This is a genomic window from Type-E symbiont of Plautia stali (genome assembly GCF_059731115.1).
In genome coordinates this window covers 3,152,211-3,164,486 of the sequence record NZ_AP035906.1, presented here as the reverse complement: position 1 = coordinate 3,164,486, position 12,276 = coordinate 3,152,211, and the positions used below count along the sequence as shown (strand labels likewise).

At 55.4% G+C, this 12,276-nt stretch carries 8 protein-coding genes; 6 read left to right on the top strand and 2 right to left on the bottom strand.

The features are described 5' to 3' along the window. The first annotated feature begins 60 nt into the window (after positions 1-60). Positions 61-528 (top strand): tRNA adenosine(34) deaminase TadA, encoded by a 468-nt coding sequence (gene tadA / locus AC6I8L_RS14495; protein ID WP_034825953.1) that lies wholly within the window; start codon positions 61-63, stop codon positions 526-528. Here the strand turns inward: tadA and mltF are convergent. Next, the gene (gene mltF, locus AC6I8L_RS14490; RefSeq protein ID WP_058959158.1) at positions 525-1,982 is read right to left on the bottom strand and encodes a membrane-bound lytic murein transglycosylase MltF; all 1,458 of its coding nucleotides are present in this window, start codon (positions 1,980-1,982) and stop codon (positions 525-527) included. The two genes, tadA and mltF, sit on opposite strands and share 4 nt — an antisense overlap. Before the next feature lie 270 nt (positions 1,983-2,252). Here mltF and purL point away from each other — a divergent pair, with 270 nt between their 5' ends. From purL to glnB, 5 genes are all read left to right on the top strand, one after another. Beyond that, positions 2,253-6,143, top strand: a complete 3,891-nt coding sequence (gene purL / locus AC6I8L_RS14485; RefSeq protein WP_058959157.1) for a phosphoribosylformylglycinamidine synthase — start codon at positions 2,253-2,255, stop codon at positions 6,141-6,143. Between the two features lie 629 nt (positions 6,144-6,772). Continuing rightward, a complete protein-coding gene (locus AC6I8L_RS14480; RefSeq protein WP_058959155.1) occupies positions 6,773-8,200 on the top strand; it encodes a sensor histidine kinase in 1,428 nt (475 codons plus the stop codon). Between the two features lie 3 nt (positions 8,201-8,203). Continuing rightward, the gene (gene qseG / locus AC6I8L_RS14475) at positions 8,204-8,875 is read left to right on the top strand and encodes a two-component system QseEF-associated lipoprotein QseG (RefSeq protein ID WP_058959154.1); all 672 of its coding nucleotides are present in this window, start codon (positions 8,204-8,206) and stop codon (positions 8,873-8,875) included. Positions 8,876-8,877: 2 nt separating this feature from the next. Further along, the gene (glrR, locus tag AC6I8L_RS14470; RefSeq protein ID WP_058959153.1) at positions 8,878-10,209 is read left to right on the top strand and encodes a two-component system response regulator GlrR; all 1,332 of its coding nucleotides are present in this window, start codon (positions 8,878-8,880) and stop codon (positions 10,207-10,209) included. A 205-nt stretch (positions 10,210-10,414) separates the two neighbouring features. Then, on the top strand, positions 10,415-10,753 hold the full coding sequence (glnB, locus tag AC6I8L_RS14465; protein ID WP_034825643.1) for a nitrogen regulatory protein P-II: 339 nt from the start codon (positions 10,415-10,417) through the stop codon (positions 10,751-10,753). A gap of 49 nt (positions 10,754-10,802) precedes the next feature. Here glnB and hmpA read toward each other — a convergent pair whose 3' ends face one another. Beyond that, positions 10,803-11,987 (bottom strand): NO-inducible flavohemoprotein, encoded by a 1,185-nt coding sequence (gene hmpA, locus AC6I8L_RS14460; protein WP_058959152.1) that lies wholly within the window; start codon positions 11,985-11,987, stop codon positions 10,803-10,805. Between the last annotated feature and the right edge of the window lie 289 nt (positions 11,988-12,276).

Genomic DNA, 12,276 nt, shown 5'->3' with positions numbered 1-12,276 from the left:
ATGCGCCGCCTTTAAATTCGCAGGAGCTGCCCGGTGAACCCACAAACAGATGAATATTGGATGCGCCATGCGCTGGAGCTGGCGCGTCGCGCGTGGGAACAGGGCGAAGTGCCGGTGGGCGCGGTATTAGTGCAGGGCGATAAAGTGATTGGCGAAGGCTGGAATCGACCGATTGGTCAGTGCGACCCGACCGCGCATGCCGAAATCATGGCGCTGCGGCAGGGCGGAAAAATCCTCGAAAACTATCGCCTGCTTGATACCACGTTATATGTGACGCTGGAACCCTGCGTGATGTGCGCCGGTGCGATGGTACACAGTCGCATTACGCGGCTTGTATATGGCGCAAAGGATGAGAAAACGGGCGCAGCGGGCTCGCTCATGGACGTGATTGGTCACCCAGGTATGAATCATCAGATTCAGATTGATTGCGGTGTACTGGCGGACGAGTGTGCCGGAATGTTGAGTGACTTCTTCCGCATGCGCCGTGAGCAAAAGAAAGCGCTGCGCCAGGCGCAGCGCGAAGGTTAGTTCATCGCAATCTTAGGTTCGACCGCCGGGTAACCGGCGCCCAATTCGGCTTCCAGCGCCGACTGCTGAGCGATACGCTTCTCCTGCTCCTGCAGATATCCCACCAGACTGATCTGATACTTACGGATGTTCTCGACATAGTTGTAAGCTTCATGGCCGCGCGCGTAACCGTAGGAGGTTTGCGCGTAATAACGCTTCTGGCTTAGCATCGGCAGACGCTGTTTGACATCGGCCCAGCTATCAGGATTACCGCCTTGTTTGGCCGTCAGCTTGCGGGCATCCAGCATGTGCGCATAGCCCATGTTATACGCCGCCAATGCAAACCAGATGCGCTCATCATCAGGGATGGTGTCCGGCACCTTCTCCATCATACGTTGCAGGTATTCGCTGCCGCCACGGATGCTCTGCTCAGGATCAAGGCGATCGTTGACGTCGAGGCTGTCAGCGGTGTTACGCGTCAACATCATCATGCCGCGCACGCCGGTCGGTGAGGTCGCCTGCGGATTCCAGTGCGACTCCTGATAAGAGATGGCTGCCAGCAGACGCCAGTCCATGCTCGCCGCGTATTTCTCAAACAGCGGTTTGATATCCGGCAACGTGTTATCAATCGCGCGCAGGAAGGTGCGGGTATCCACGTAATCAAAAGTGCCAACGTGACCGAGATACTTCTCTTCGAGGCGCGCCATTGTGCCTTCTTCGCCCATCTGGCTGTAGAAGTCGAGCATTGCCGCATTCAGACTGTCATCATCACTGCGTGGCAGATACCAGGTGACCGGTTCTTCATCGGTGATGTCGAATGCTACGGCCAGCTGCGGATGGATGCGCTGCAATAAACCGATGGTGACCGAATCGCCCACGGTGTAATCCAGCTTGCCGTCGGCGACGGCTTCCAGCAGCGCTTTCTGTCCCTGATCGGTAGAAATCGCCCAATCGAGATCGGGATAGCTGTCAGCTTTTGCGGAACGTAAAGTTGACAGATATGCCGAACCGGACTGCACAATCAGGCGGCCTTTCAAATCGCCGAGATTCTTCGGCCGTGGCTTATCAATGCGGTACACCAACTGCTGCGAAACAGAGTAGTAGCTCGGTCCACTTTGATAGTGGGCAAGGCGTTCACCGTTGTAGATCAACCCGGCGGCCAGCAAATCCGCCTTACCATCATCCAGATCGTCAAACAGATCGCCGAGGTTCGGACGCACCGTAACCTCAAGTTTGACGCCAAGATAATCGGCGAAGCGTTTCGCCAGCTCGTAATCCATACCGGCTGGTGCATTATTGATGGTGTAGTAAGTCAGCGGGGAGTTGACGGTACTGATGCGCAGCACTCCACGTGATTTAATCTGTGATAGCGCGTCTTTTCCGCCCCCGTACCAGGGGATGGAAGGCCACAGTGCCAGCGCAAGCAGCACGGTGATCAGACCGATAAACAGATAGTTTATTTTCAGGCGTTTCAAATAGTTGTCTCGTAATGGCTCACAGGCCTCTGTCTTTTAAAGGCAGTATTTGTGTTGTTTTTACTCCCAGAGCGAGGGGCATTTTGCGCAACAAAGTGCAGCAGGGCAACTTATATAGCAAGAATTGTGCAAAATTCAGCCAAATGCTGAGTGCCAGATTTTATGCGCAAACGGTTTCGTAACCCGTGCTGTTTCTCTATAATACCGCCCGTTTTCCCCTGTTGCGCCCAATGAAGCGTCGCCCGGCGCTTCGAAGACGAGAGATCTTTGATGATGGAAATTCTGCGTGGTTCGCCCGCTCTGTCGGCATTTCGTGTAAACAAACTGCTGACCCGCTTTCAGGACGCTCACCTGCCAGTGAGTGATATTTACGCCGAGTACGTCCATTTTGCCGATGTCAGTGCACCGCTCAGTGCGGATGAACATGCCCGCCTGCAACGTCTGCTGAAATACGGTCCTTCTCTCGCCGAGCACGCGCCACAAGGGCGTTTGTTACTGGTGACGCCGCGTCCCGGCACCATTTCTCCGTGGTCATCAAAAGCCACCGATATCGCGCACAACTGCGATCTGCCCCAGGTTATCCGCCTCGAACGCGGTATGGCTTTCTATGTGCAGGCGCCGCAGCTGACGGAAGCGCAATGGCAACAGCTGGCTAGCCTGCTGCATGACCGCATGATGGAGACCGTGTTCGGTGACCTGAATGATGCGCAGCAGTTGTTCGCACACCATGAACCACAGCCGCTGAAAAGCGTTGATGTGCTGGGTGCCGGTCGCCTTGCACTGGAACAGGCCAACACCACGCTGGGCCTGGCACTGGCCGATGACGAAATCGACTATTTGCTGAATGCCTTCACCAAACTGGGCCGCAATCCGAACGACATCGAGCTCTATATGTTTGCTCAGGCAAACTCAGAGCACTGCCGTCATAAAATCTTCAACGCCGACTGGATTATCGACGGTGAAAAACAGCCGAAGTCGCTGTTTAAAATGATCAAAAACACCTTTGAACACAATCCTGAGCACGTTCTGTCTGCTTATAAAGACAACGCCGCGGTGATGGAAGGTTCAAAAGTGGGCCGCTTCTACGCCGATGCGCAGAAGGGCGAATACACCTTCCATCAGGAAGAGGCGCATATCCTGATGAAGGTGGAAACCCATAACCACCCGACCGCGATTTCCCCGTGGCCAGGTGCTGCGACCGGTTCCGGTGGTGAAATCCGTGATGAAGGCGCAACGGGACGTGGCGCGAAGCCGAAAGCGGGCCTGGTCGGTTTCTCCGTTTCCAACCTGCGTATTCCGGGTTTTGAACAGCCGTGGGAAGAAGATTTTGGTAAGCCGGAGCGTATTGTTACCGCGCTGGATATCATGACTGAAGGCCCACTGGGCGGCGCAGCGTTCAACAACGAATTTGGCCGTCCTGCACTGAACGGATACTTCCGTACTTATGAAGAGCGCGTGAACAGCCATAATGGCTCAGAACTGCGTGGCTACCATAAGCCGATCATGCTGGCGGGCGGTATTGGTAACATCCGTGCTGACCACGTGCAGAAGGGTGAGATCGTCGTCGGCGCGAAACTGATCGTGCTCGGCGGGCCCGCGATGAACATTGGCCTCGGCGGCGGAGCAGCCTCTTCAATGGCCTCTGGTCAGTCTGATGCGGATCTGGATTTTGCATCTGTCCAGCGTGACAACCCGGAAATGGAGCGTCGCTGCCAGGAAGTGATCGACCGTTGCTGGCAGCTGGGCGAAGCCAACCCGATTCTGTTCATCCACGACGTCGGTGCTGGCGGTCTGTCTAACGCGATGCCAGAGCTGGTGAGTGATGGTGGCCGTGGCGGCAACTTCAACCTGCGTGACATCCTCAACGATGAGCCAGGCATGAGCCCGCTGGAAGTGTGGTGTAACGAATCCCAGGAACGTTATGTACTGGCGGTGGCACCGGCTCAACTGGCGCTGTTTGACGAGCTGTGTAAGCGTGAGCGTGCACCTTATGCGGTGATCGGTGAAGCCACCGAAGAGCTGCACCTGAACCTGGCGGATAGCCACTTCGATAACAACCCTATCGACATGCCGCTGGACGTGCTGTTGGGCAAAACGCCGAAGATGACGCGTGATGTTGCCACTCAGCAGGCCAAAGGCGATGCGCTGGTGCGTGACGGCATTACCGTGGCAGATGCCGTTAATCGCGTACTGCATCTGCCAACTGTGGCAGAGAAAACCTTCCTGATTACCATCGGTGACCGTTCGGTAACCGGTATGGTGGCGCGTGACCAGATGGTCGGCCCATGGCAGATCCCGGTAGCGAACTGTGCAGTGACCACCGCCAGCCTGGATAGCTATCACGGCGAAGCCTTCTCACTGGGCGAACGTGCTCCAGTCGCCTTGCTGGACTTCGCTGCCTCAGGCCGTTTAGCGGTCGGTGAAGCGCTGACCAACCTGGCAGCCACCTCGATTGGTTCCCTGCAGCGCGTGAAGCTCTCTGCAAACTGGATGGCCGCAGCAGGTCACCCAGGCGAAGATGCCGGTTTGTATGCCGCAGTGAAAGCGGTTGGTGAAGAACTCTGTCCGGCGCTGGGCATCACGATTCCAGTGGGCAAAGACTCGATGTCGATGAAAACCCGCTGGCAGCAGGGCACCGAAGAGCGTGAGATGACCTCGCCGCTGTCGCTGGTGATCACCGCCTTTGCGCGTGTAGAAGATGTGCGTCGCACCGTAACGCCTCAACTGCAAGCTGACCAGGATAACCTGCTGTTGCTGATTGATTTGGGCAACGGCGCAAACACCCTGGGTGCTACCGCGCTGTCACAGGTTTATCGTCAGTTAGGCGACAAACCAGCCGACGTACGTGATGCATCGCAACTGGCGGGCTTCTTCAACGCCATTCAGGCGCTGGTGGCCGAGCAGAAGCTGCTGGCTTACCATGACCGTTCTGATGGCGGCCTGCTGGTAACACTGGCAGAAATGGCTTTCACCGGTCACTGCGGTATCGAAGCCGATATCGCCGCGCTGGGTAACGATGCGCTGGCAGCACTGTTCAGCGAAGAGTTGGGTGCAGTGATCCAGATTAATGCCGCTGATCGTGCAGCCGTTGAGAAAGTGTTTGCCGACCATGGTCTGAGCAGCAATGTGCATGTGATTGGTCAGGCGCTGCCGGGCGATCGCTTTGTGATCCGCTCTGGTGAGAGCGCGGTGTACAGCGAAAGTCGTACCACGCTGCGTACCTGGTGGGCAGAGACCACCTGGCAGATGCAGCGTCTGCGTGACAACCCTGCCTGTGCCGATCAGGAGCACGAAGCGAAGAAAGACGACAACGATCCTGGCCTGAACGTTCATCTGACCTTCAAGCCAGAGGAAGATGTTGCTGCGCCGATGATCGCCACAGGCGCGCGTCCTCGTGTTGCCGTTCTGCGTGAGCAGGGCGTGAACTCCCACGTTGAGATGGCCGCTGCCTTCCACCGTGCTGGCTTCACCGCTGTCGATGTGCACATGAGTGACCTGCTGGCGGGCCGTCGTGGTCTGGAAGAGTTCCAGGCGCTGGTCGCGTGCGGTGGCTTCTCTTACGGTGACGTATTGGGTGCCGGTGAAGGTTGGGCGAAGTCGATTCTGTTCAACGGCCGTGTGCGTGATGAGTTCGAAAACTTCTTCCACCGTCCACAGACGCTGGCGCTGGGCGTATGTAACGGCTGCCAGATGATGTCGAATCTGCGTGAGCTGATTCCGGGCAGCGAACTGTGGCCACGCTTTGTACGTAACCAGTCAGAGCGGTTTGAAGCCCGTTTCAGCTTGGTTGAAGTGGCTGCGAGCCCATCGTTGCTGCTGGACGGCATGGCCGGTTCTCATATGCCAATCGCCGTGTCGCACGGTGAAGGCTTCGTGGAAGTGCGTGACGGTGCGCATCTGGCTCAGCTGGAAAGCAAAGGTCTGGTGGCGCTGCGCTTCGTGGACAACTTCGGTAAAGTGACCGAAAATTACCCTGCCAACCCGAACGGCTCGCCGAACGGTATCACTGCAGTCACCAATGAAAGCGGTCGTGTCACCATTATGATGCCGCACCCAGAGCGTGTGTTCCGCACCGTGAGCAACTCCTGGCACCCAGCAGAGTGGGGCGAAGACAGCCCGTGGATGCGTATCTTCCGCAACGCACGCAAGCAGCTGGGCTAATTTAGCCGACTGCATCAGAGGCCGCCGCAAGGCGGCCTTTCTTTTAGCCAGCTGGTCCAGACTCACTCACTCACTCAATCCATTACGCCATGACCTACTTTGGCTGGCTCGCAAAATTGTCGGAAATTAGCGACAAACACGATATTGATGTGTCGCTAAATGGTGACATTTAAATTATTGATTTATATTGGATCAATTTTTCATCCTCTAACTCGTTGCTGATCAGCGACACTTTCGCCAGACCAGCCGGTCCGCTTTTTCATAAAAAAACTGCGTCACACCTCGCATTACTCTGATAATCAATGCTATTTCATTTCTGGCACGATAGTTGCTATACTCACTGCGTTGCTCATTCTCCTGTCTATGATTGCCCCGCACTGCGGTTGAGCTCATAAAATTCGAATGACGCACCAAACGGAGCCTGCCGTCCACCCAACCGATAATCGCTTGCTTTGCAACGTTATCAAGCATCGGACGCAACGTTGAGTTAGGCTCCACCTATTTTGCAAGCGATGCTGCGGCGTCGCTCTCACGGCAGCCCAAAAGGGCTGCCGTTTTCCTTTCGGTACTTTCTTCCCTATTGATACTTCGTTAGCATGCCAGCAGCTCACATTAAAGGATGCGCGGTAGTGAAGAGATGGCGTCTGTTTCCCCGATCCCTGCGGCAGTTAGTCTTGATGGCTTTTTTACTGGTCCTGTTGCCATTGCTGGTGCTGGCGTGGCAAGCCTGGGAAAGTTTGTCTGCGCTCAGTAATCAGGCCGCAGATACCAATCGCAATACCTTCACCGACGTACGCCGCAGCGAAGCGATGGCGCGCACGGCGCTCGAGCTGGAGCGCAGTTATCGTCAATATTGCGTGTTAGGGGATGCCACCTTGCAAAAGCTTTATCAGACGCAGTGGACGCGGTACGGTCAGATGCTCACCAGCCATGCGGATAGCCTGCCGGATCTTCCTTCCTTCAAAGCGTTGCAGGAAACCTTGCCGCAGCTCGCCAGCGTGCAGTGCGACAACGGTAACCCAGTGGCAAAAGCCGCAACGGCCCTCGAACATTTTTCTGATGCCAATGCGCAAATGGTGCAGGCGACGCGTGAAGTGGTATTTTCGCGTGGCTTGCAGCTTCAGCGCGAAATCGCCGATCGCGGCCAGTTTTTCGGCTGGCAGGCGCTGATTCTGTTTCTGATCAGTCTGGCACTGGTGCTGCTGTTTACCGGCATGATCATCGGCCCGGTTAAACGCGTTGAACGGATGATTAACCGACTGGGGCAAGGCAAAGCGCTGGGTGACAGCGTGAGTTTTCGCGGCCCTCGTGAAATCCGCTCACTCGGTCAGCGCATCGTGTGGCTGAGCGAGCGTTTGAGCTGGCTGGAAGAGCAGCGTCATGAGTTTCTGCGTCATCTCTCACACGAACTGAAAACCCCGCTTGCCAGCTTGCGTGAAGGCACGGAATTATTGGCCGATCAGGTTGCTGGGCCGCTCAATGCAGAACAGCAGGAAGTGGTGGCGATCCTCGACACCAGCAGTCGCCATCTGCAGCGTCTCATCGAACAACTTTTGGATTACAACCGCAAACTGGCGGATGGCCCCATGGCGCTCGAGCCGGTGGCGCTCAATGACATCGTTGATGCGGTTGTTAAAATCCATTCATTGCCTGCCAGTGCGCGACATATCACCACCCATGTTGATCTTCAGGTGACGTACTGTCTGGCAGAGGCAACCTTGCTGCAAAGGGTCATCGATAACCTCTATTCGAACGCCGTGAACTACGGCAGCGAATCCGGTAACATCTGGCTGCAGAGCCAACAGAAAGGCAACCAGGTGTGGATTGAGGTGGCGAACACCGGTACACCGATTCCGGCTGAAGAGCAGGCGATGATCTTTGAGCCCTTTTTTCAGGGTAGTCAGCAGCGCAAAGGGCCTGTTAAAGGCAGCGGGCTGGGGTTAAGCATCGCCAAAGATTGCCTGCGCAGGATGCAGGGCGATTTGCAATTGGTAACGCGCAAGGATGCGGATGTCTGTTTTCGAATCATTTTGACGACCAGCGCCGGGAATGCCTGATTAATGAAACACACCCTGATTAAACTTTTTAGCTGCGCGTTGGTGGCATTTGGCTTGAGTGCCTGCCAGACACCGTCCACGGGCAGCGCGTTACACGATGGCACCAATCTTCCTGAGCCAGAAGTGCGGCTGCCTGATTATCTGGCGACCGATTGTCAAAACGTGTGGAAGATTGAAACGCCAACAGCCATGAGCAACCCCCTTTACTGGCAGCGTGCTATCGACTGTGGTGAGCGTTTATCCCCAGCGGAAGCGCGGGCTGAGGCACGACGCTGGCCAGTACAAGGCTGGTCGCGTGCTTTTAAACAAGGCATTCTGCTGGCAAATGGCAATGTGACGCCCTTTGAGCGCCGTCAGTTCGTCGATACGCTAGACGGTTACAGCGCTTCCTATCCAACCTCCGTGCGTCCGTTATTAATGTTGTGGCGTAGCAATCAGGCGGCGCAGCTGGCGTTAAGTGGTGAACGCAGCCGCTATGCTGCACTCCAGCAAAGCCACGATACTGAGCTGGATAGCCTGCGCCAGCAGCAAACCAAACTGCGTCAATCACTGGAGGAGACTCAGCGTAAGCTTGAGCGCTTAACTGACATCGAACGCCAGCTGTCGTCCCGTAAACCGGCGGACAGCAGCGATACATCGCACGGCGCCAGTGATGCACAAAGTGAGGATCAGTGACCATGAAACAGTCTGCACGTTTACTGCTGGTGGATGATGATCCCGGCCTGCTTAAACTGCTTGGCATGCGCTTAAGCAGTGAAGGCTATCAGGTGACCACCGCCGCAAGTGGCCCGGATGCGCTGCGCCAGTTGCAGAAAGAGAAAGTTGATCTGGTGATCAGCGATCTGCGTATGGATGAAATGGACGGACTGGCGTTATTTGGCGAAATCCAGAAACGCCATGCGGGTTTACCGGTGATCATTCTTACGGCGCACGGCTCGATCCCCGAAGCGGTTTCCGCTACGCAGCAGGGGGTGTTCAGTTTTCTGACGAAGCCCGTGGATCGTGACGCGCTGTATAAAGCCATTGATGAAGCGCTGGCACAGCGCGCGCCGGTCAGCGATGACACCTGGCGTGAGGCCGTGGTAACACGCAATCCATTGATGCTGCGTTTGCTGGATCAGGCGCACATGGTGGCGCAATCCGATGTTAGCGTGTTGATTAACGGCCAGAGCGGTACCGGTAAAGAGGTGCTTGCGCAGGCGATTCACGCCGCCAGCCCGCGTGCAAACAAGCCGTTTATTGCCATTAACTGTGGTGCGCTACCGGAGCAACTGCTGGAGTCTGAGCTGTTTGGTCACGCCAAAGGGGCTTTCACCGGTGCCGTGAGTGCGCGTGAAGGGCTGTTTCAGGCAGCGGAGGGTGGCACGCTGTTTCTTGATGAAATTGGTGATATGCCACAGGCGTTGCAGGTCAAACTCCTGCGCGTCTTGCAGGAGCGAAAAGTGCGTCCGCTGGGCAGTAATCGGGATGTCGATATCAACGTGCGCATCATCTCGGCCACGCATCGCGATCTGCCCAAAGCGATGGAGAAAAAGAGTTTCCGCGAGGATCTCTACTATCGCCTCAATGTGGTGAATCTGAAGATTCCGGCGCTGCATGAACGTGCAGAAGATATTCCGCTGTTGGCGAACCATCTCTTGCGCCAATCGGCCGAACGCCATAAACCCTTCGTGCGCAGCTTCTCTGTGGATGCGATGAAACGTTTAGTGGGAGCCAGTTGGCCTGGCAACGTGCGGCAGCTGGTCAACGTGATTGAGCAGTGTGTCGCGCTGAGCACGTCACCGGTGATCGGGGATGCGCTGGTTGAACAGGCGTTAGCGGGTGAAAACACCGCGCTGCCAACCTTTGTCGAGGCGCGTAATCAGTTTGAGCTCAACTATCTGCGCAAATTGCTGCAAATGACCAAAGGAAATGTCACCAACGCCGCGCGTCTGGCTGGACGTAACCGTACTGAATTCTATAAGCTGCTGTCACGCCATGAGCTGGACGCCAGTGAATTTAAAGAGTAGCTTGCTGCGGCATATTGATTCATCCATTGACTACCCCAAATAATTTGAGTTGCAGTCAGACGGCAAACGAAAGCATCCCGATGAGCTTACTTCTTCAAGCGACTTGGGGAAAAGAGAGCCGCCAACCCCTCTGCAACTTGAAGCAGGACGGGTATATACTACTTGTTATCCGTCCATCATGGAGGGAGTGAAAAAAGGATCTGTCATGAAAAAGATCGATGCAATTATTAAACCATTCAAACTCGATGATGTACGCGAAGCCTTGGCTGAAGTGGGCATCACCGGGATGACGGTCAGTGAAGTGAAGGGCTTTGGTCGCCAGAAAGGCCACACTGAGCTGTATCGTGGCGCGGAGTACATGGTCGATTTTCTGCCAAAAGTGAAAATCGAAATGGTGGTCGGTGATGACATCGTCGACACCTGCGTTGAAGCCATTATGAATACCGCGCAGACCGGCAAAATCGGCGACGGCAAAATCTTTGTGTTCGACGTGGCGCGCGTGGTGCGAATCCGTACCGGTGAAGAGGACGAAGAGGCGATCTAAGCCCCTTCGTTAGCCCATGAAAAGCCTGCATTGCGCAGGCTTTTTTTGTTTACAGCACTTTGTGTGGGCCAAAGACTTCATAATGGATGCGATCGGCACTGATACCGGCATCCACTAGCTGGCGCGCGACGAACTGCATAAATGGCAGCGGCCCGCATAGCCAGAATTGACGGCCGGCCTGATTCAGTTCACTGGAAATGCCCGCGAGATCCATTAACCCTGTAGCATCATAACGACCGCTGTCCTGGCTTTCCGGCTGGCGATACCAGATATGGCTGGCGAAGTGCGGCAGGCGTGAACCTGTGGCTTGTACTTCATCCGCGAAAGCATGCTGTGCACCACATTCGGCCGCATGTAGCCAGTTAACCGCACCCGCATACTGCTGTTCAGCCAGGCTGGCTAACATCGCCAGCATCGGAGTTTGGCCCACACCGGCAGAAATCAGCGTGATCGGCGCGGTCCCTGTTGTTTGCAAATAGAAATCACCCGCCGGTGCCGCACATTGCACAATATCACCGACCTTCGCATGGGCGTGCAACCAGCCGGAAACGCTACCGTGTTCTTCGCGCTTCACCGCGATACGATAAGATTTAGCGTTGGGGCGATGGATGAGTGAATACTGGCGATGCTGGATATTCTCGTTACCTTCAGGTCGCAGACTAACGGCCAGGTATTGTCCGGGCAGGAAGTCTGCCACGGGCTGACCATCGTTGGGAACCAGTTCAAAGCTTTTGATCACCGAGCTTTCAGTGTTGATAGCACGGATACGGAAGTCACGCGCGCCACGCCAGCCGCCGACTTTCTCTTCTGAGGCGCAATAAATCGCCTCTTCACGCTGGATAAACACATCCGCCAGCACCCCGTAAGCTTTGCCCCACGCCTGTAAGACGTCATCGCCGGGATTGAGTAACTCTTCGATGGTGGCCAGCAACGTTTCACCGACTACCGCATATTGCGCGGGCTGAATGTTCAGGCTGGTGTGCTTCTGCGCAATTTTCTCTACCGCCGGCAGCAGCACCGCCAGGTTCTCCAGGTTGCTGCCGTACGCGACAATGGCATTAAACAGCGCCTCACGCTGATTGCCACTGCGCTGATTATTCATGTTGAAGACGTTTTTCAGTTCCGGATGTGCCGTTAACAAACGTTGGTAGAAGTGGCCAGTGAGTTGCGGGCCAAGCTGAGCAATAGCGGGCAGGGAAGACTTTACGGTAGCGATAGTTTGCGCATCAAGCATGGTGAATGCCTCACAGTGAATTTAAACATGCATTTTAAATGCATCTTATGATCGTTCATCCAGCCTGTAAATCCCCTGTTTTGATTGCGGGTTAGGTGCTGAAGCTGGAAGCTGGCCCACAAACCTGAAAAATATTCCTCTCCACCGTGAGCAAATATCGTGATTTACAGGATTGCAAAAAGGCGTAAAAAACCCGTTCCAGCGCCGTGCCAATCGTTTGCGTAAAAAGAGGGGATTGGCGCTACCGTCACCTGTCAAAACCGTTTACACTGTTGGCCTTCGCCCCTTG

Bases quoted from the DNA above. Each gene is read 5' to 3' on its own strand.
- tadA (WP_034825953.1), top strand. From the start codon at position 61: ATGCGCCATGCGCTGGAGCTGGCGCGTCGCGCGTGGGAACAGGGCGAA.
- purL (WP_058959157.1), top strand. From the start codon at position 2,253: ATGATGGAAATTCTGCGTGGTTCGCCCGCTCTGTCGGCATTTCGTGTA.
- qseG (WP_058959154.1), top strand. From the start codon at position 8,204: ATGAAACACACCCTGATTAAACTTTTTAGCTGCGCGTTGGTGGCATTT.
- glrR (WP_058959153.1), top strand. From the start codon at position 8,878: ATGAAACAGTCTGCACGTTTACTGCTGGTGGATGATGATCCCGGCCTG.
- glnB (WP_034825643.1), top strand. From the start codon at position 10,415: ATGAAAAAGATCGATGCAATTATTAAACCATTCAAACTCGATGATGTA.
- hmpA (WP_058959152.1), bottom strand. From the start codon at position 11,987: ATGCTTGATGCGCAAACTATCGCTACCGTAAAGTCTTCCCTGCCCGCT.